Annotated in this window: 17 protein-coding genes, 1 tRNA gene and 1 pseudogene; 6 read left to right on the forward strand and 13 right to left on the reverse strand. The window is 67.6% G+C overall.

Going from position 1 to position 19,913, the window contains the following annotated elements:
- The 5 genes and pseudogenes from IEW15_RS10445 to IEW15_RS10465 form a co-directional block, all read right to left on the reverse strand.
- Positions 1-1,849, reverse strand: a pseudogene (locus IEW15_RS10445) (hypothetical protein); the annotation flags it as partial.
- Between the two features lie 178 nt (positions 1,850-2,027).
- A tRNA-Thr gene (locus tag IEW15_RS10450) sits at positions 2,028-2,102 on the reverse strand.
- A gap of 144 nt (positions 2,103-2,246) precedes the next feature.
- On the reverse strand, positions 2,247-3,386 hold the full coding sequence (locus IEW15_RS10455) for a hypothetical protein (protein WP_188577561.1): 1,140 nt from the start codon (positions 3,384-3,386) through the stop codon (positions 2,247-2,249).
- Positions 3,325-3,510: a hypothetical protein gene (locus tag IEW15_RS10460; protein ID WP_188577563.1), complete on the reverse strand. Its 186-nt coding sequence runs from the start codon at positions 3,508-3,510 to the stop codon at positions 3,325-3,327. The genes IEW15_RS10455 and IEW15_RS10460 overlap by 62 nt, the downstream gene beginning before the upstream one ends.
- 136 nt (positions 3,511-3,646) lie before the next feature.
- Positions 3,647-5,149, reverse strand: coding sequence for an L-lactate permease (locus tag IEW15_RS10465; RefSeq protein ID WP_188577565.1), 1,503 nt, complete (start codon positions 5,147-5,149; stop codon positions 3,647-3,649).
- 175 nt (positions 5,150-5,324) lie between these two features.
- Here IEW15_RS10465 and IEW15_RS10470 point away from each other — a divergent pair, with 175 nt between their 5' ends.
- Positions 5,325-6,842, forward strand: coding sequence for a hypothetical protein (locus IEW15_RS10470; protein ID WP_188577567.1), 1,518 nt, complete (start codon positions 5,325-5,327; stop codon positions 6,840-6,842).
- Between the two features lie 119 nt (positions 6,843-6,961).
- Here IEW15_RS10470 and fumC read toward each other — a convergent pair whose 3' ends face one another.
- Positions 6,962-8,374 (reverse strand): class II fumarate hydratase, encoded by a 1,413-nt coding sequence (gene fumC / locus IEW15_RS10475; RefSeq protein ID WP_188577570.1) that lies wholly within the window; start codon positions 8,372-8,374, stop codon positions 6,962-6,964.
- 379 nt (positions 8,375-8,753) lie between these two features.
- Between fumC and IEW15_RS10480 the strand changes: the two genes are divergently transcribed.
- The 3 genes from IEW15_RS10480 to IEW15_RS10490 all read left to right on the forward strand — a co-directional run bounded on the left by IEW15_RS10480 (position 8,754) and on the right by IEW15_RS10490 (position 11,281).
- Positions 8,754-9,362 carry a sigma-70 family RNA polymerase sigma factor gene (locus tag IEW15_RS10480; protein WP_306432605.1) on the forward strand — a complete coding sequence of 203 codons (609 nt, stop codon included), beginning with the start codon at positions 8,754-8,756 and terminating at the stop codon, positions 9,360-9,362.
- A 47-nt stretch (positions 9,363-9,409) separates the two neighbouring features.
- Positions 9,410-10,117, forward strand: coding sequence for a ChrR family anti-sigma-E factor (locus IEW15_RS10485; RefSeq protein ID WP_188577572.1), 708 nt, complete (start codon positions 9,410-9,412; stop codon positions 10,115-10,117).
- 156 nt (positions 10,118-10,273) lie between these two features.
- Positions 10,274-11,281, forward strand: a complete 1,008-nt coding sequence (locus IEW15_RS10490) for an asparaginase (protein ID WP_188577574.1) — start codon at positions 10,274-10,276, stop codon at positions 11,279-11,281.
- Positions 11,282-11,438: 157 nt separating this feature from the next.
- Here IEW15_RS10490 and gstA read toward each other — a convergent pair whose 3' ends face one another.
- Positions 11,439-12,056: a glutathione transferase GstA gene (gstA, locus tag IEW15_RS10495; RefSeq protein WP_188577676.1), complete on the reverse strand. Its 618-nt coding sequence runs from the start codon at positions 12,054-12,056 to the stop codon at positions 11,439-11,441.
- Positions 12,057-12,157: 101 nt separating this feature from the next.
- On the opposite strand from gstA, the gene IEW15_RS10500 reads away from it, so the two are divergent.
- Positions 12,158-13,036 carry a LysR family transcriptional regulator gene (locus IEW15_RS10500; RefSeq protein WP_188577576.1) on the forward strand — a complete coding sequence of 293 codons (879 nt, stop codon included), beginning with the start codon at positions 12,158-12,160 and terminating at the stop codon, positions 13,034-13,036.
- 295 nt (positions 13,037-13,331) lie between these two features.
- Here the strand turns inward: IEW15_RS10500 and lysA are convergent, their stop codons facing one another.
- Genes lysA through argH form a run of 3 tightly spaced genes read right to left on the reverse strand, consistent with a single transcriptional unit; the run spans position 13,332 to position 16,291 of the window.
- The gene (gene lysA / locus IEW15_RS10505; RefSeq protein WP_188577578.1) at positions 13,332-14,609 is read right to left on the reverse strand and encodes a diaminopimelate decarboxylase; all 1,278 of its coding nucleotides are present in this window, start codon (positions 14,607-14,609) and stop codon (positions 13,332-13,334) included.
- A 12-nt stretch (positions 14,610-14,621) separates the two neighbouring features.
- Positions 14,622-14,879: a hypothetical protein gene (locus IEW15_RS10510; protein ID WP_188577579.1), complete on the reverse strand. Its 258-nt coding sequence runs from the start codon at positions 14,877-14,879 to the stop codon at positions 14,622-14,624.
- Positions 14,876-16,291: an argininosuccinate lyase gene (argH, locus tag IEW15_RS10515; RefSeq protein ID WP_188577580.1), complete on the reverse strand. Its 1,416-nt coding sequence runs from the start codon at positions 16,289-16,291 to the stop codon at positions 14,876-14,878. The genes IEW15_RS10510 and argH overlap by 4 nt, the downstream gene beginning before the upstream one ends.
- 56 nt (positions 16,292-16,347) lie before the next feature.
- Between argH and IEW15_RS10520 the strand changes: the two genes are divergently transcribed.
- Complete coding sequence (locus IEW15_RS10520; protein WP_188577582.1) at positions 16,348-16,941, forward strand: TlpA disulfide reductase family protein; 594 nt, start codon at positions 16,348-16,350, stop codon at positions 16,939-16,941.
- A gap of 103 nt (positions 16,942-17,044) precedes the next feature.
- Here IEW15_RS10520 and IEW15_RS10525 read toward each other — a convergent pair whose 3' ends face one another.
- From IEW15_RS10525 to IEW15_RS10535, 3 genes are all read right to left on the reverse strand, one after another.
- A complete protein-coding gene (locus IEW15_RS10525; RefSeq protein WP_188577584.1) occupies positions 17,045-17,917 on the reverse strand; it encodes a 3-hydroxybutyryl-CoA dehydrogenase in 873 nt (290 codons plus the stop codon).
- Between the two features lie 134 nt (positions 17,918-18,051).
- A complete protein-coding gene (locus IEW15_RS10530) occupies positions 18,052-18,984 on the reverse strand; it encodes an electron transfer flavoprotein subunit alpha/FixB family protein (RefSeq protein WP_188577586.1) in 933 nt (310 codons plus the stop codon).
- 2 nt (positions 18,985-18,986) lie between these two features.
- Positions 18,987-19,736 (reverse strand): electron transfer flavoprotein subunit beta/FixA family protein, encoded by a 750-nt coding sequence (locus IEW15_RS10535; protein WP_188577588.1) that lies wholly within the window; start codon positions 19,734-19,736, stop codon positions 18,987-18,989.
- Positions 19,737-19,913 lie beyond the last annotated feature (177 nt).

Genomic DNA, 19,913 nt, shown 5'->3' on the forward strand with positions numbered 1-19,913 from the left:
CCTCCGACGCAAGGTCGCCGCTTGGGACGACGACTTCCTCGCAAGCATCATCGCAGCTTAAAATTTTCACCCGATTCCCCTGCTTGCCACCCTGGCCGGTCATGTTGTCGCCGGTGGCATTGTAGACATGTGGCCGTTCCAGCCGCAGGCCACGCACTGTGGTCAGCAGCCAGCGTTCCCACGTATTGGTGCCGACACCGATGCCGTTGTTGCTGGGGGCATGTCCGGCATCGACCTCGGCGTCGACCAGCGTGATATTGACGGCACTCTCGCCGGACCGCCGCAGGCTGATCAGGCCGCCGCGCAGTGCCCGCCACGCCTCGTCGCAGGCGATCGCCGCGCGGCCCAGCCAGCGCAGGGTGGTGTTGCTGCCCACCTCGATCTGGAACTGGCCCAGCACCGTCGGATCGCCGCACATATACCGGCCGCTGGCCGACGGCACCAGCACAGTGCCTCCGGCCGACGGCATACTATCCAGCGCGGCCTGAATGGCGCCCTGATTGTCGACGGCGGCAGTTGATGCGCCGAACCAGGCGATCGATGCCACCTGTCCTGCCGCGAAGCGGATGTCGCCATCCACGAACAGGTCGGCCGCCTCGGGCGCGATCACCGGCCCGCCGAAGCTGATGCGATGGGGGCGGGCCACCGTCCAGCCATAGGATTTGACTTCGTTGCGCACCCACAGGCGGTTGGCGCCGCCCTCGAAGGCACCCATGCCCCACAGCCGGTGGGGATCGAAGGGTTCGCGCACGGTCGCGGCCACAGTGCCGAGCGGCTGCCACGGTGCATCGCCATCGACGCGATATCGCAGCGGCGTTCCCACGGCCAGCCCGGGTGCGCCGGTGGTCGAATACAGGCGGTTGCCGTTGATTGAGCCCACGGTGAACGACACGGTTCCGGCCACGTCCGACACGGTGTATCCCGACTGGACCTCAGGCATCGTCGCGATATCGACATCCACCGCATTCAACTGCGGCGCCGGCAGGAAATACATTGCGCGGATCACGTCCGGGGCCGACACCGGCGAGCCGCTGGCCAGCCGCAGATAAAGGGTGCCTTCCTCCAGCCCGTCCTGCACGCCATAGGCCCAATTGTCGGGGGCCATCTCGCTGAACTTGGCCGCTCTGGTCAGCATGGTGGTGCCGATCTCGACCCGCGACGGCAACGGCAACTGCCCACGCCCGGGCTTCGAGCCATTGACGAAAAACCAGCTGGCGGCAACGTTGGTCGATGCGGTCCAGCTCGCCGCCAGTCGCGGCAGCAGTTCTTCGCCGAACGCGACATAGCGTCGGCCGCGCTTGATCGTGCCGGTCCCGCTGGTGAACAGCAGATAGGGCGGCACGGCCCCCGCGGCGATCACGGGCCCCGGCGTCTGCGGGCCGATGGCGGTGCCGGTGAACGCCAGCACCTCATGCCCGACCACCAGCCGTCCGGCGCCTTCGAACACCACCGGCGCCGTGAACGCCAGATCCTGGTCCACCTTGTGCGGCCGGTCGATGAACAGGCTGCCGCCGATGGTGGCCGCATAGGCGTCGGCGGCGGCGAGCGCCGGGCCGTCATCGGTGATGCCGTCGCCGGCAGCACCCCACCAGCCGGCCACCGGGCGGGCGGTGTCACGCCGCAGCCAGCGGCCGGGCTGGCCCGAGGTCAGCGCCGACGGCCGCAGCACGGTCGCGCCGTCATCGGCCGCGAGCGACGCCGTGTCGAAGCGGAAGGCTCCACCCCCGGCGGTGGTGCCGGTGGTGGCGCGGATCACCTCGACCATCGGGATGGCGGGCACGCCGCCTGACAGCGGCAGCGAACGCAGATCGGCCAGAATGTCGACCGACTGGAAGTCGACGGATGCCATGAAACAAGATCCTCACAATGTCCGACACCGACGGCGGGCTTGCCGCGGTGTCGGGGACCAGTCTGTCGCGAGACTCTAAAAATGCGGCATGATGAACTGTTGCAACTTGCGGCAACAATGGCCGCCACAAAAAAGGCGCCATGCAGGAAGCCCTGCATGGCGCCTTTTTTGAAATCTCTGGTGCCGGCGGTCGGAATTGAACCAACGACCTACTGATTACGAATCAGTTGCTCTACCCCTGAGCTACGCCGGCCGGAACGCCGGGGCGCGAAACCCCTGCGAACGGCGCGGACGATAGCGCCGCACCAGCGGTTTGGCAAGGGCTTAACGTGGCCGGCCGGCAGCTTGTTTCCGCAACCGTTGCCGGAATTCAGGCGGGCCGGCCCCGACCGGTCGGTCAGCCGATGGCTGTTCCTCCGGTCTTCCAGTCGGTCACCGGGAAAGAGCCCTGCCGCAACCGGTCGGCAGACTGCCAGAGCGCCCTGTCACCGATCAGGCGGATGGTGCGGTCGATGCCGGTCGCGATGTCGAAGAGATGCCCGGCGGCAATCGCCGCCGCAAGGTCTGCGGTGAGGTCGTACCACAGCATCAGCGTGCCGGCGGCATCATTGCCGGCGATGTACCAGGCCTCGCGGGTGCTGGTGTCGATCAGGACGCGGCCGCTGTGCTCATCGGCGGTCATGACCATCCCGGTCGACACCATGGTGACATAGCCTGCGCCGTCGAAGACCGGGTCCGACAGGGCAAGGTTCGATGCCACCTCGGTGAACAGCCGCGGCACCTCGGCCTCGTTGCGCGCCTCCTGTGGTCGCAGCAGAGTGGTGTCGCGGAGCGCCAGCCGGAAACTGGGGAAGACGTCCCATTCCACGCGCATGGCCGCACCGACGGCAATCTGGCCGGTCACATTGCCCCAGATCCGGAACTGGCGGCCTCCGTCGGACAGGAAATCATCCTGCACATGCCAGCGCCGGCCCGAGGTTTTGTCGACCAGGAACAGCCCCTGCGCCATGTTGCAGACCGCGTCAGACGTTGCCGTCACATAGGTTGACATCTGCAGGTTGAGGCGGCCGGCGGAAATCGTGACGCCGGCCACGATCACATGGCCGGGCAGATAGCCCGGAGTCGAAGGTGGGCCGAATTCCGCCGCGCCGGTGATCATCGCCGTACCACTGCCCGGTGCCCGGATCGGATCGATGATCTTGGCCGAAGTATAGCCCTCGACATGCAGGGTCGGGCCCTTCATGCCGGCGATGAACCCATCGCGCCAGCGCAGATTGGTGGTGTCCCGCAGATGCATGGCCGGAACGCCTTGGGGAACGACGCTGCCAAACGAGCCGTCGATCTTGCCACTGAACATCTGAATGCCGCGACCATCCTGAACATAGACGCCGGTGGCGCGCGGGTCTTCGATCCGCAGACCATAGACATAGAGATTGTTGAGCCTGACACCATCGAAGCCGGGGCTGCTGAACCCCTCATAGCAGATGGAGACGGCGGCACAGCGTCTGCTTGAAAACGAAGCGGCCGACCGGCACATCCACCCGAAGAATGTCCTTTGCACCGCCGGAAGCGGTTCGCGCCGCATTGAAGACTGCCTGAAGGGCCGTGGTGCAGTCGGTGTCATTGTCGCCGACGGCGCCGAACCAGACGATATCGAGCATGCCATCGACATCGCGGCGCCAGCGCCCCGCACCGCCGCCGGCAACATCATGCGGGCGCAGGATTGTGCCGCTGTCGTCATCGGCGATCGCTGCGGCGTCCCACCACCGGATGCGGCCACTTGTGGCCGCGCGACCGTCAGCCAAGCAGCCCGGCCACGGCCGCCGCAAGGCCCAGCAGCAGGGCCACGGCCACCGGCAGGGGCGTGCTGCGGCGGCGGATGGCGGCCTCGTCCGAGGCGGCCGCACCGGTCAGCGCCGCCGCCATCGCCAGGCGCATCGGCGAGACCATGGTGGCAAGCCCGCCGACCACCAGCAGCATGGCCGCGATCAGCAGCGCCATCAGGGCACCGGCGCCGCCACCGTCGGCGCCCATCCCCGGCAGCGCATCGGCCAGTGGTGCGATCATCGCCGCCACCGCCACATTACTGCCGGTCAGGAAGCCCGCAAGGCCGGCCAGCGGCGGAATGATCGCCAAGTCGGCGCCGGCGGCGACATCGCGCCATGCCGCCGCCAGAACCGTCGGCGCGCCACCCGCCGCCCACACCCCCGCCAGCAGCACGAAGGCGATGGTGGCCGCCGCCGGCCGGATGCCATGGCCAAGGCCGCGTGCGATGTCGTGGCCGATCCGCCCCGGCCGGTTGCCCGCCATCAGGGCGGCGACGACCGCGGTCGCCAGCAGCCAGCCGGCAGGATGGTGCAGCGGCGCATAGCCGGGCAGGCCGTCGACCGGCTGCCAGATCCAGTGCCGCAGCGCCTCGGCCAGCGGCGTCACCAGCCGGGTGACCAGCAGCACCAGGGTCAGGGCAAGATAGGGCGCCAGGATGCGGGTGGTGGTCCGGATGGCGACGTCGCGGCGCCGCACGCCCAGATCGATCGCGATCGGCAGGCCCAGCGCCGCCAGCGCCGCGGTTTCCGGCCCCAGAAACAGATTAGCCACAACCAGCGCCACGATCAGCCCGGCGACCAGCGGCGGATCGATCAGCCGGTCGCGGCGCCGTGGCCGGATGCCCACCGCCGCCAGTTGCAGCCGCAGCACCACCAGCCCGCCGGCATAGGCGATCGCCGACACCGCTGCCGCGGCGGCCCCCAACTGGTGCGGATCATGACGCATCAGCACCGCCGTGACCTGAGTGCCGATCGCCAGAGCGCCCCAGGGCACCAGCAACTGACTGAGCAGCGCCAGCACCGCCGCCCGCGCGCCACCAAGCCCTTCCCCCCGCAGCAGAGCCGCGGTCACCACCGCGCCCACCCCGAAGCCGGTGGCGCTTTCCGCAAATGGACCGATCAGCATGCAGGCGGTGAAGATCCGACGATAGCGGCGGTCATCCGGGCCGGCTGTCGTGGCTGCGGCATCGGTCCACGCCGATCCGCGCACCGGCGATGCCACGGCATCGAACACCAGCCCGGCCAGGATCACCGAAACCGCCATCCAGGCGATCCACAGCGACCGCAGGGCGGCATCGGCCAGCACGGCGCCGGGCAGCCCGCCGGCCAGCGCCAGACCGGCGCCCAGAGCCGCACCGGCCAGCCCCGCCTCGATCGAAGACCGGCGCGCGGCCAGCAGGCCCATGGCCAGCAGCACCGGCATCGGTGCCAGAATGATGGTCAGCAGCGACATCGGCTCGGGGTCTCGCGTCATGGCGGTGGATGGCCCGCCGCATCAAAGCCGATCGACCGATGCCGGGCAAGCACGGCGCCGCCGGTTCGGCCGGCCTTGACCCGCGCACGCGCCCGTGATCGGCTGTGGCCGTCGTCACTCCCCCCGATGCCCGCCATCATACGGCGCCGGCCGTCCACCCGAGGCCTCAGCCATCATGACCACCTCGCGCCCATCCCGCAGCCGGACGGTACTAACCCTGTCGGTGCTAATGCCCGTGGCCGCCTGCGCGCCGCTGATCGATCAGATGGTGCCGCCACGCTATGGGGTGATGAGCGAACGGCAGTCACCGGTGCGGATCGACTGGCCGGCGCTCGACGATCAGCCGCAGCGCTTCGTGGTTCAGTCCTATGGCATCTATGACCGGGCGATCGCCGATTATGGTGATCTGTATGGCGCCGTGCCGCGTGGCCAGCTGCGCGTGCAGCGGCTGTCGCCGGAAAGCCGCCATGCCCTGACCGATGCACCGGACGATCAGCCGGCGGGAGATGACACAGAGGAAGACACAGAGCAACGGCCAGTCGCCGATGTGCGCGCGGCCCCCGCCGCCACCGCTTCACAGCCAGCCGGCAATGATGACGGCCGCCCGGCACTCGCCCCGGTGCGCGCGGCCGATCCCCGTCTGGCCGGGCTCGACCTGTCGGCACCGGCCGACACCACGGCGCCTGTCGCCCGTGACGGTGAAGGCCGGCCGATCGGCATCGCCGGCGGCGCTGGCGGCAATGCGGGCGACACCGATCCGCAAGGCGAGGCGGTGTTCGCGGCGGTCAGCGGCTTTCTGGGCAACACCCGCAGCGAACAGGCCCGCCGCGCCTTGGCTGATGCCGGAACCACCGGCGCCAGTGACATCGATCGCGCAATGATCGGCGATGACACGCCACGCGATCCCGTCTCGGCGCTGGAGGCGTCGCTGCCGCTCTATTTCCAGCGCTATGCCTATACCATCGGTGAACGCGGCCAGATGACGGTGGCCTTGGGAGCGGTACAGGCGCCGCTCGACTGGGTGCGGGCCGACACAGCCAATGCCCGCTGCGTGCTGTTCTCGACCGCGCTTGCCGATCAACCCGCCGGCACACAGGCCGAAGCCGAGGCCGCCCCCGTGGCGGCACCCGCCGCTGCGGCCGAGCCCGAGGCGGTGGAGCCCGAGGCGGTGGCCGGGCCGGACGAGGACGCCGCCCCGGATGCGGCGCAGGACAGTCTGGGCAGCCTGTTCGAAAGCGTCGGCCGCTGGCTCGATGGTGACGATGCCGAACCGGAATCCGAAGCCAAACCAGAACCGGAAGCCACAGCCGAACGCCAGGCAGACACCGAGACGGCGGCGGCCGAGACCGCGTCCGACCCGGTTGCCGATTTCTTTGCCCGCCTGTTCGGCGGTGACGCCGCCGAGACACCACCCGAAGAGGCGATGACAGAGGCTGTGGCCGCGGCCGACCCGCCTCCCCGACCACAGCCGAAGCCCGAACCGCAGCCGCAGCCCGCGCCAAAGCCGGACCTGCGACCCGAAGCCATGCCAAAGCCGGAACCCGGACTCGAACCCGGGCCAGAACCCCAGGCGCCCGCCCTGCCTGCCACACTGTCCGCCACCCACATGGATGGCCATCTCTGCGTGCCGCAGAACGAGACACTCGACCGCGCCCGCATTGCCGAACTACTGGGGTTCATCCGGCTGCGCTGATCGGCCACCAGATCGCGCCCGGCCTGGAAAAGCCGACATGACAACGGGCGGCGCCGGTGTCCCGGTGCCGCCCGTTGTCATGATGGATGTCCGCCCCGTCCGGGATCGGCCCGTATCGATCAGGCGCTGGGGCCGACCATCAGCTTCGGGTCGACATAGCGGTCGAACTCGTCTTCGGTCAGCAGGCCCAGCGTCACCACCGCCGTCTTCAGGCTGGTGCCTTCCTTATGGGCGGTCTTGGCGGCCTTGGCGGCGTTGTCATAGCCGATATAGGGGTTCAGCGCCGTCACCAGCATCAGCGAGTTGCGCATCAGCTCGTCGATGCGGCCGGTATTGGCCTCGATGCCGACCACGCAATTGTCGGCGAAGCTGACCGCCGCGTCGCCCAGCAGGCGGATCGACTGCAGCACGTTGTAGATGATGACCGGCTTGAACACGTTCAGCTCGAAATGGCCGTTCGATCCGGCCACCGTCACCGTCACATGATTGCCCATCACCTGGGTCGCCACCATGGTCAGCGCCTCGCACTGGGTGGGGTTGACCTTGCCGGGCATGATCGACGAGCCGGGCTCGTTTTCCGGCAGCAGCAGTTCGCCCAGGCCCGAACGCGGGCCGGAGCCCAGGAAGCGGATGTCGTTGGCGATCTTCATCACGCTGGCGGCCAGCACGTTCAGCGCGCCCGACAGCTCGACCAGCGCATCATTCGCGGCCAGTGCCTCGAATTTGTTGGCGGCGGTGATGAACGGCAGGCCGGTGATCTTGGCGACCTCGTCGGCGAAGGCCTCGGCGAAGCCGATCTTGGCGTTCAGGCCGGTGCCGACCGCCGTGCCGCCCTGCGCCAGTTCGTAGACCCGCGCCAGCGAGCCCTCGACCCGCGCGATGCCATATTCGATCTGGCGGGCATAGCCGCCGAATTCCTGGCCCAGCGTCAGGGGCGTGGCATCCTGGGTGTGGGTGCGGCCGATCTTGATGATGTCGGCGAAGGCATCGGCCTTGTCGGCCAGCGCCTTGTGCAGATGGCGCAGGCTGGGGATCAGATGGCCGGTGGCCTCGACCGCCGCCGCGATATGCATGGCGGTCGGGAAGGTGTCGTTCGACGACTGGCCGCAATTGACATGGTCGTTCGGATGCACCGGGCTCTTCGAGCCGATCACGCCGCCCAGCATCTCGATCGCGCGGTTGGCGATCACCTCGTTGGCGTTCATGTTGCTCTGGGTGCCAGACCCGGTCTGCCAGACGACCAGCGGGAAATGGTCGTCCAGCTTGCCATCGGCCACTTCCTGGGCGGCTGCGGCAACCGCCTCGCCGATCCTGGTGTCCAGCACGCCCAGCGCCATGTTCACCCGCGCCGAGGCCAGCTTCTGGGTGCCCAGCGCGCGCACCAGCGGCACCGGCATCTTCTCGCCGCCGATCTTGAAGTTCTGAAGCGACCGCTGGGTCTGGGCGCCCCAGTAACGATCGGCTGGCACGTCGAGCGACCCCATCGTGTCCTTCTCGACGCGCGTTGCGGCGGCGGTGGTGATCTCGGTCATCGCGTCCTCGGCTCCATCAGGCAGTCAGCGGGTGGCGGACACAGGCCTGGCTCATTGCGAACCGCCATGTCCGCGCGGCGTCTCCTCTTCGGCCGGTATATGCGCCTGCACGGGCGCCCGCGTCAAATATTGCGGGGGGTTGTACGACCCTGGTCGTCGGTTTTGGCGCCGCATGGCGCCCTGAAATAAAGCGTATGATCAACGGGCGTCGCGTGATCCGCAACCGCCGCCACATCGTATTGGCAGTGTATCCACAGCCACGAGTGGCCCGAAAGGCCGGCGCATGACGGACGACACCTGCGTGCAGATCCAGACGATATCCCGGCCCGTGCCCCGGCGCCTGCTTGCGGCCCGCGCGACAGTTCTGTTAGATGGCATCATGACCACGGCGAGCGGTCGTGGCGGGGCTTCCGAAGGCTCGCGCCCGGCATCCGAACACATGGCCGACCTGATGGTTCTGATCGCCCGCGATCAGGATCGCCGGGCCTTTGGCGAGCTGTTCGGATATTTCGCGCCCCGCGTGAAGGGGTTCCTGATGCGCCGCGGCCTCGATGCCGGGCGCGCCGAAGAGATCACCCAGGAAACCCTGCTGATCGTCTGGCGCAAGGCGGATCGCTTCGATCGGCGTCAGGCGTCGGTGTCCACCTGGATCTTCACCATCGCCCGCAACCGCAGCATCGATGCGTTGCGGCGGGAACGACGGCCGGGGATCGAGCTGGACGACCCGACCCTGACGGGCGACGGCATGGTGGCATCGGCCGAAACCGCCTATTGCGATCAGCAGGATCATGCCCGGCTGAAGGCAGCCATCGCGACACTGCCCGACGATCAGGCCCACCTGCTGAAACTGGCCTTCTTCGAGGACAAATCCCACAGCGTCATCGCTGAAACCGAGGATCTGCCGCTCGGCACGGTGAAGTCCAGGCTGCGTCTGGCCCTTTCCAAGCTCAGGGTCGCGCTGGCCCAGACATTGGGTCCGGTGCAGTGATGGCGTATCAGACGAGGACGGGCAAAGGCCCGATGGGAGACCGCCGGATGACCGGTCCGCAACATCATATGCCCGAGGCATGGCTGGTGGATTATGCCGCCGGCACGCTGGACGAGGCGAACGCGCTGCTGGTGGCCTGCCATGCGGCGCTCTGCCCGTCCTGCCGCGAAAGCTTGCGGCTGCTCGACGGCGTGGGCGGCGCGCTGCTCGATGAGGCCCAGCCGGTGCCGGTCGCAGACGATGCCCTGTCGCGCCTGTTCGCCCGCATCGATGCCGAGGATGCCGAGACCGGCGATGATGCGCCCGATGGCGCCACCACCGGCCAGCATAGAGTCGATCTCGACAGCCTGCTGCCACTGGGCGCCGACGCACTGCGCCTGCCCCGGCCATTGCTCGCCTATCTGCCCGCCCGGCCCGACGCACTGCCCTGGCGGTGGAGCGGCCCCGGCGTGCACACGGTCGATCTGGCGGTGGGGCGGCCCGGCACCCGCACCGTGCTGATGAAGATCGGGGCCGGGCGGGCCATGCCGCATCACACCCACAAGGGCACCGAGGCGCTGATGGTTCTGGCCGGCGGCTATCGCGACCATAGCGGCGACTACCTGCCCGGTGACGTCGCGATCTCGACCGGCGCGGTCGACCATCGCCCGATCGCCCATGATGACGGCGAGTGTCTGTGTCTGGCGGTGCTGGATGCGCCGATCACCCTGACTGGAACCCTGGGCCGGCTGCTGAACCCCTTCATCCGCTTCTGATCGACCCGCGGCCGCCGACCCACCCCACCTGCCCCCACCCGACTTGAACGGCGGTGCGGCTTCGCGCATTGTGGCCCGGTCATGGCCACACGGGCGTGAATGAGGACAAGCAGGCGTGAATGAGGGCGGGCGGGCGTGACTGAGGGCGGGCGGGGCATGAACACCGATCCGGTGCTGGTCGAGGTGGTGCGCGGCGGCTTTGTGGAAAGCCGGCATCGCGGTGCGGTGGCGGTGGTGAACGCCCGCGGGCAGGTGGTGCTGTCGGTGGGCGATGCGGCGCGGCTGGTCTATCCGCGCTCGGCCACCAAGCCGGTTCAAGCCCTGCAGCTGATCGAAAGCGGCGCCGCCGATGCGCTGGGGCTGTCGCCGGCCGATCTGTCGCTAGCCCAGGCCAGCCATGGCGGCGAGCCGGTCCATGTCCAGCGGGTTCAGGCATGGCTGGACCGGCTGGGGCTCGGCACCGAGAACCTGATCTGCGGCGCCCATTGGCCGACCACCGAGGCCGCCGCCCGGGCGCTGGTCCGCGATGGCGGGGCGCCGTCACGCGCCCATAACAACTGTTCGGGCAAGCATTGCGGCTTTCTCACCACTGCCCGTCATCTGGGCGAGCCGCTGGCCGGCTATGGTGATCGCGACCACCCGGTGCAGCGGCGCTGGCGCGACGCCCTGGCCGAGCTTGGCGACCATCCGCTCGATGCGGCCCCCGAAGGCATCGACGGCTGCGGCATCCCGGTGATCGCCATGCCCCTGCAGGCCCTGGCGCTGGCCTTCGCCCGTATTGCCGATCCATCGCGTGAGGCCGCCGCCCGTCAGGCGGCGATGCGCCGGCTGACCGACGCGGTCTGGCAGGCACCACACCTGATCGCCGGCCAGGGCCGCCTGTGTTCGGCCCTGGCCGGCCGCGCGCCCGGCCGGGTGCTGGCCAAAGTGGGCGCCGAGGGCGTCTATGCCGCCGCCCTGCCGGCACTGGGCCTGGGCGTTGCGCTGAAAGTCGAGGATGGCGCCGTGCGTGCGGCCGAAACCGCGCTGGTCGCGGTTCTGGCCCGGCTGGGCGCCCTCGATGCGGCCGACCTGGAAGCCCTGGCGCCCTGGAGCCGGCGCGGCGTCACCACCTGGGCCGGCGCCGAGGTCGGCACGATCCGGCCGGCGGATGCCCTGATCTGAGGCATCCTCCACCCCAAACCTGCCGGATGGTTGTCGGCGCTGTCCGATCCTGTGCGCCGGGAACGTTCCAACGAGATGACGCTCCCTGAATCTTCTCTGCCGCGCGCCGCGACCACCGGCCGCTTTCCGATCAACGGGTCGACGTCGAACTTGCGTGTCATTCCACGGGAGGAATCTCCGCCTCCCGTGCCAAAGCAGATTGGACGGACGCCCGCGTGTCGATGCGCTGCATGTAGAGCGCAATCGCCGGCCAACGGTCGAGATCGATCGAAAACCCCTTCATCCAGCCGAGCACGGTGAAGAGGTAGGCGTCGGCGACCGTGAAGCCGTCGCCCACCAGATAATCCCGAGATGCGAGATTCACCTCGATGAAGTCGAGACGCCGGAACAGCCGGTCCCGGAAGATCACCAGCGCCTCCTCCGGCAAGGCTCGATTGAACAGCGGGCTCGATCCGGCATGGACCTCGCTGGTGATGAAGTTGAGCCATTCCTGGAGCCGAACCCGTGCCAGCGTACCAGCGGCCGGAGCCAATCCCGCTTCCGGCCTCAGGTCGGCCAGATACTGAACGATGGCCGGGCCTTCGGTCAGAGCCTCGCCGGTCTCGAGTTCGAGTGCTGCGACATAGCCCTTTGGATTGATGGCGAGGAAGTCCTCTCCGGTGGATGTGCGTTTCGTCCGATTGTTCACGCGGACGAGTTCGTAGGGCATTCCGAGCTCTTGAAGCACGATGTGCGGCGAGAACGAACAGGTGTCGGGGGCGAAATAGAGCTTCATCGTCAGGGCCTCGCTGAGGGGGGAGATCGCCACCCACATTGGCAGGCCTCGTGATATGATAAAAATTACGTCCATATTTTCCTGGTATAAGATCACCTACTATGAACCTGACCCAACTCCAGAGCCTGATCGCCGTCGCCGAGGCCGGCAGCTTCACCGCAGCCGCGGATAAGCTCGGCGTCACCCAATCTGGGATGAGCCAAGCCCTGGCGGCGCTCGAAGAAAACCTGGGGGTGAAGCTGCTCATCCGGCAGCCACGGGGTGTCGAGTTGACCGCCTTCGGAGAGCGCGCGCTCGACCATGCGCGTGCGGCCCTTTCGCATCTGGAGGCGATCGAAAGGGAAGCAATGGCGCTGATCGGCGAGGAGACCAGCGCCATCCGTCTGGCCGGGTTCCCCAGTGTCTTTGCCACCGTCCTTCCACCCTTGCTTCGCCGCTTTCGCACGCTCCATCCAGGCGTCGACCTCGTGCCGCTCGAAACCGATGACATGGAAGTGGAGACTTGGCTTACGGCGGGATCGATCGACCTCGGCGTCGTTCTCAACCCGTCTCCGGCCAGAAATGCCGTTCCGCTCGGGCGAGATGCCTGGGTTCCGATCCTGCCGGCGGCGCATCCCCTGTCACGGCGGAGTTCGGTCTCGTTGGCCGAACTGGCGGCAGCGCCCTTCGTCCTCGCCACCGGCGGGTGCCATACGAACGCCCGCTCGCTTGCCGACGCGGCTGGATTGACGCTCCAGAACGTGCAGATCGAGGTGCGCGACTGGTCGAGCGCGATTGCCCTGGTTCGGGAGGGCGCGGGTGTCAGCCTCGTGCCGGAATCCACCCTTCCGGAACAGCGGCGCGGCTTCCGGGTTTCGAAACTCACGTCACCGCTGCATCGCGCGTTCGGACTCGTTGCCTCGCCAGCGCGGCCACTCTCGCGGGCCGGACGTCTGTTCGTCGAGATGGCACGTCGCTCGACCGCGCCGACCTTGGCATAGCGCAGGACGCAAGGACCGGCGGGCTGACGGGGGCTCCAACCTCATGACGCGCTATCGACATCTCTCCTCCTCCCGAAGGTGAAGACGCTGAGTGCGGCAAGCATCCAGACGCCGATGGTGCCGTAGAGTATCGTGTCTCAGAAGCCGCCAGCGCGATGCGCCGCAAACCCTCCCCGAAGGCCGAACGCAAACCAATCGCCGCCGCCATCGCAAGCCTCCGACAGCCTGCAATTGTGAATCACGCCAAAGGCCGTTTGGGACTCTCGGCGTGAGCAGGCATCAGTCGGATCTGGTATTATAACCAGGCGGGCACCCGGTCCATGGCGATCAGATCCTCGATGCTCTGGCGAGGCCGGATCACCGCATAGCGGTCGCCGTCGACCAGAACCTCAGGCACCAGTTCGCGGGCGTTATAGGTGTTCGACATGGTGGCGCCATAGGCGCCGGCCGAGCGGAAGGCCACCAGATCACCGGCATTGAGCGGCGGCATCAACCGGTCGCGGGCGAAGACATCGGTGCTCTCGCAGACCGGCCCCACGATTTCGACCGGCGCGCGTGGCGCATCCGCTGCGGGTTCGCTGACGGCCACCACCTCGTGATAGGCGTCATACAGCGCCGGGCGCATCAGGTCGTTCATGCCGGCATCCAGGATCAGGAACCGCTTGGCCGCGGTGTCCTTCACATAAACCACCCGCGACATCATCAGCCCGGCATTGCCCACGATCACGCGGCCCGGCTCGAAAATCAGCTGCAGATCCAGATCACCGGTGACCCGGGCGACCATGTCGGCATAGGCCTCGGGCGCCGGCGGCGTCTCGTCGTCATAGGGAATGCCCAGCCCGCCGCCCAGATCCAGATGGCGGATCGGGTGGCCGGCGGCGCGCAGGCTGCGGACCAGCCCCACCGTGCGGGTGAAGGCCGCCTCGAACGGTTCCAGCTTCGACAATTGCGACCCGATATGCAGGTCGATGCCGGTCGCCTCGACATGGGCCAGCCGGCTGGCATGGGCATAGACATCCGGCGCCCGGTCCCAGGCGATCCCGAATTTGTTGTCGGCCTTGCCGGTGGTGATCTTGGCATGGGTGCCGGCATCGATATCGGGGTTGATGCGCAACGACACCTTGGCGATCTGCCCCATGGCGCCGGCCACCCGGTCGATAGCATCCAGTTCCGCATCGCTCTCGACATTGAACTGCAGAATGCCGGCCTCAAGTGCGGCCCGGATCTCGCCGTCTGTCTTGGCCACGCCTGAGAACACGATCTTCCCGGCCGGGATGCCGGCGGCCAGCGCCCGCTTCATCTCGCCGGCCGAGACCACGTCGGCGCCATAGCCCTCGGCTGCCAATATCCTCAGCACCGCCTGATTGCCATTGGCCTTGACGGCATAGCAGATCAGCGGCGCCCGCCCATGGGGCGCGATGCGGCCCGCCAGGGCATCGCGGAATACCCGCGCGTGCCGGGTCAGGGTCGCCCGCGAATAGACATACACCGGCGTGCCAACTTCGGCAGCGATCCGCTCAAGCGGCACGTCTTCGGCATGAAGACGGCCCGCGCGATACTCGAAATGGTCCATGCGGTCCAGTCCTCAATAAGGCGGAACGCCGAGGCCCGGGCCGTTGATCCGGCCGGGTGTCATCAGCGAGCGCGGGTCGTTCTCGGGCGTGTAATCCGGCAGCTTGTCGCGATCGACGGTGCCATCCGGCGCCACGGCCATCGGCGGCACCGGCGTGCCCTTCTTGCCGCAGGCCGTCAGTGTCAGCGCCAGCATCACGGCTATAGCCGCGTGCCGCAGCATCCGCCGGGGGCCGTCCACGGCGGCCGGGGCAACAGAAATCCGGGTCACAGGAAACGCTCCCTTGCATCGGCCGCGCGGGCGCGCACGCCCTCAGGCGCGGTTCCGCCATATGACGTGCGGCTGCGGACCGAGGCATCGACGGTCAGCACCGCCATTGCCTCGGCGCCGATGCGAGCATCGACCGCCGCCAGATCCTCCGCCGTCAACTCGTCCAGTCTCAGGCCCCGCTGTTCGGCCGCACGCACCACCCGGCCGGTCAGGTGATGGGCCTCGCGGAACGGCAGCCCGGCCGCGCGGACCAGCCAGTCGGCAAGATCGGTGGCGGTGGAATAGCCGCCGGCCGCCTGGGCGCGCATCGCATCGGGGTTCACGGTCAGGTCGCGGATCATGCCGGTGGTCGCCTGCACCGCCAGCGACAGGGCGTCGACCGCATCGAAGGTCGGTTCCTTGTCTTCCTGCATGTCCTTGGAATAGGCCAGAGGCAGGCCCTTCATCACCGTCATCAGCGTCACCTGCGCGCCCATGATCCGGCCGACCTTGGCGCGGACCAGTTCGGCGGCATCGGGGTTGCGCTTCTGCGGCATGATCGACGAGCCGGTGGTATAGGCGTCCGACATCCGCACGAAGCGGAACGGCGCCGACGACCAGATCACCAACTCCTCGGCGATCCGCGAGAGGTGGGTGGCGCAGATCGTGGCGGCCCCCAGGAATTCCAGCGCGAAATCACGCGCCGACACGCCATCCAGCGAATTGGCCATCGGCCGGTCGAAGCCCAATGCCTGGGCGGTCATGTGCCGGTCGATCGGGAACGAGGTGCCGGCCAGCGCCGCCGAGCCCAGCGGGCTTTCGTTCAGCCGCCGGCGGGCATCGGCCATCCGGCCGCGATCGCGCCCGAACATCTCGACATAGGCCAGGAAATGATGGCCAAGCGTCACCGGCTGAGCGGTCTGCAGATGAGTGAAGCCGGGCATCACCGTCTCGGCATGCTGTTCGGCGCGCTCGATCAGCGCCGCCTGAAGGTCGCGCAACTGGATGTCGAAGCGGTCGAGCATATCGCGCAGCCACAGGCGGAAATCGGTCGCCACCTGATCGTTGCGCGACCGGCCGGTGTGCAGACGCTTGCCTGCATCGCCGATCAACTCGGTCAACCGCGCCTCGACATTCATGTGAATGTCTTCAAGCGCCCGGCTGAACGGAAAATCACCGCCCTCGATCTCGGCCAGAACCTGATCCAGACCGCCATCGATCGCCTGCACATCGTCGGCCGACAAGATGCCCTGGGCGCCCAGCATCCGGGCATGGGCACGCGATCCGGCGATGTCCTGGGCATAGAGGCGCTTGTCGAAATCGATGGAGGCATTAATCTCCTGCATCAGATCCGAGGGCGCGCTGTCGAAATGTCCGCCCCACATCATCACGCCGCTCGCGCGGCCGGCGCCGCCCTTGCTGTCGCTGGTCATCTTGCTTCAAGGCTCCTTGCAGGCACGGACATCCCCGGAGGCCAGATACCCCCGCCATGAAAAAGCCCGTCATCGCCATCATCGCCGCCATCGTCGTCATCGCGGCCGGTGTCCTTATCTACCGCGGCTTCGGCCCCGGCGACAAGCCGGCAGGGCTGGATCAGGCGCTTGCACGCGGCAGTCTTGCCAAGCTCATCGTCCATGATACGCCGAAACCGCTGCCCGATCTGCCGATGACCCGGCTTGACGGCAGCCCGGCCAGTCTTGAGGATTATCGCGGCCGGGTGGTCCTGCTCAACCTCTGGGCCACATGGTGCGCGCCCTGCATCGAGGAAATGCCGGCCCTGCTCAGGCTTCAGACCAGCCGTGGCGGCCCCGACTTCACCGTGCTCGCGGTGGCGGCAGACCAGGGCGGCGCCGCGGTCGTGGCACCGTTCCTGGACCGGCTGCAACTCACCGGCCTGGACGTCACCATCGACAAGTCGATGAAGACTCTGGGCGCGCTTCAGGTCGCCGGCCTGCCGACCACCCTGATCATCGACCGCCAGGGCCGCGAAGTGGCGCGGCTGGTGGGCATCGCCCATTGGGACGCAGCCGAGGGCGTGGCACTGATCGATGCCGTGGCCGCCCAGGGGCCGCCGGCCGGCTAAGGAAACGCCGGCGGCACGCACTGCGCAACCGCCGGCGGATGTCATGCCCGATGATGCCTACGCGGCACTGTCCGCCCGGCAAGACCTGCCAGGGCGCGGCCGCTCAGCGGGTCGGAACCGGCACGTCGCCGCGATAGTCATAGAAGCCGCGATCGGTCTTGCGGCCCAGCCAGCCGGCCTCGACATATTTCACCAGCAGCGGACAGGGCCGGTACTTGCTGTCGGCCAGGCCGTCATACAGCACCTGCATGATCGACAGGCAGGTGTCCAGGCCGATGAAATCCGCCAGTTCCAGCGGGCCCATCGGGTGGTTGGCGCCCAGCTTCATGGCGGTGTCGATCGCCTCGACGGTGCCCACACCCTCATACAGGGTATAGATCGCCTCGTTGATCATCGGCAGCAGGATGCGGTTGACGATGAAGGCCGGGAAGTCTTCCGAGACCGCCGGGGTCTTGTCGAGCTTGAACACCAGCTCGCGGACGACCTCATAGGTCGGATTGTCGGTGGCGATACCCCGGATCAGCTCAACAAGCTGCATGCGCGGCACCGGGTTCATGAAATGCATGCCCATGAACTTTTCCGGGTGGCGCATTGCCGCCGCCAGCCGCGTGATCGACAGCGACGAGGTGTTGGTCGCGACGATCACCTCATCCTTCACGATGTCGCGGATGTCGGCGAAAATCTTGCGCTTCAGACTCTCGTCCTCGGTCGCCGCCTCGACCACCAGATCCAGATCGTCGAAGCCGGCATAGCCGACCTGCGGCTTGATCCTGGACAAAGCGGCGGGCTTGTCCCCGGGCTCGATCTCGCTGCGCGACACCTGCCGGTCGAGCGCCTGCTCGATCCGGTCCAGGCCCTTCGCCAGCTGAGCCTCGGAGATATCGACCATCGTGACCTCGTAGCCGGCAAGCGCGCAGACATGCGCGATGCCGCGGCCCATCTGGCCCGCCCCGATGACGCCGATCTTCCTGATCATGAGGACCGCACCTTCTTCGACTTGACAGCCCGGAGCGATGCCATGTGCAATCTTCTTTTCGAAGATTGCGCAAGACATCACGCCGGGCTCGGTTTTCTTTCACATGGCCGGCGGGCTGCCTGCCATATGTTACATCACTTCTTCAGCGTCTCGGTCAGCTCGGGCACGATCTTGAACAGATCGCCCACAAGGCCGTAATCGGCGACCTGGAAGATCGGCGCCTCTTCGTCCTTGTTGATCGCAACGATCACCTTGCTGTCCTTCATGCCGGCCAGATGCTGGATGGCACCCGAGATGCCGACCGCCACATAGAGCTGCGGCGCGACCACCTTGCCGGTCTGGCCGACCTGATAGTCGTTGGGCACATAACCCGCATCGACGGCGGCGCGGCTGGCGCCGACCGCCGCACCCAGCGCATCGGCCAGGCCTTCGATGATCTTGAAGTTGTCGGAGCTGCCGACACCACGGCCGCCCGAGACCACGATCTTGGCCGAGGCCAGTTCCGGGCGCTCGGACTTGCTCAGGCTCTCGCCCACGAAGCGGCTGACCGCCGCGTCATCGGCGGCCTGAATGCTCTCGACCGTGGCGGAGCCACCTTCGGCCTCGGCGGCCTTGAAGGCGGTGCCGCGCACCGTCAGCACCTTCACCTTGTCGCCCGACTGAACGGTGGCAAGGGCGTTGCCGGCATAGATCGGGCGCACGAAGGTGTCTTCCGACACGATCTCGATCGCTTCCGAAATCTGCGCCACATCCAGCAGGGCGGCCACGCGCGGCATCACGTTCTTGGATGCGCTGGTGGCCGAGGCCACGATGTGGCTGTAGCCGTCGGCAAGGCCCACGACCAGCGGTGCCAGGTTCTCAGGCAGGTTGGCGGCGTACTGGTCGCCTTCGGCGTGCAGCACCTTGGCGACGCCGGCCACCTTGGCGGCGGCTTCGGCCACGGCACCGGCATCCTTGCCGGCGACCAGGACATGGACATCGCCCAGCCTGGTGCCCGCGGTGACCGCATTCAGGGTCGCCGCACCCAGAGTCGCGTTGTTGTGATCGGCAATGACAAGAACAGCCATGGTCAGATAACCCCCGCCTCGTTCTTCAGCTTGTCGACCAGCGTCGCGATATCGGGCACTTTGATGCCGCCCTTGCGCTTCGGCGGCTCCGACACCTTCAGCGTCTTCAGACGCGGCGCGATGTCGACACCGAAATCAGCCGGGGTTTTGGCATCGAGCGGCTTCTTCTTCGCCTTCATGATGTTGGGCAGCGAGGCATAGCGCGGCTCGTTCAAGCGCAGATCGGTGGTCACGATCGCGGGCAGCTTCAGCGCCACGGTCTGAAGACCGCCGTCGATCTCGCGGATCACCTCGACCTCGCCGTCACCCACCGTCACCTTGGACGCGAAGGTGCCCTGGGGCCAGCCCATCAGCGCCGCCAGCATCTGGCCGGTCTGGTTCGAGTCGTCGTCGATCGCCTGCTTGCCCAGAACCACGAGCTGCGGCTGTTCGGCCTCGACCACGGCCTTCAGCAGCTTGGCGACCGCCAGCGGCTGAACCTCGTCGTCGGTCTCGATCAGCAGGCCGCGATCGGCGCCCATGGCCAATGCCGTGCGGATCTGCTCCTGCGCGCCCTTGGGGCCGATGGAGACCACCACGATCTCGGTCGCCTTGCCGGCTTCCTTCAGCCGAACGGCTTCCTCGACTGCGATCTCGTCGAAGGGGTTCATCGACATTTTGACGTTGGCGAGGTCGACGCCGGTCTGGTCAGCCTTGACACGGACCTTGACGTTATAGTCGACCACGCGCTTTACGGGGACGAGTACCTTCATAGATCTCCCGACTCCAGTTGGGTTTCATCGGCTCTTCGTCGTCCGGGCAGCGGCCCGACCCCCTCAGCGGGACCACAGCCGGACGGTTCGCTGTTCCGACAGGCGGCCGGGGCCGTGCGTATGCCTGTCTTGGAGGCCACGGTCGATGCCGTGTGCGCGCCCCCAGGACCGAAAATG

Source organism: Tistrella bauzanensis, from assembly GCF_014636235.1.
Lineage (GTDB): Bacteria > Pseudomonadota > Alphaproteobacteria > Tistrellales > Tistrellaceae > Tistrella > Tistrella bauzanensis.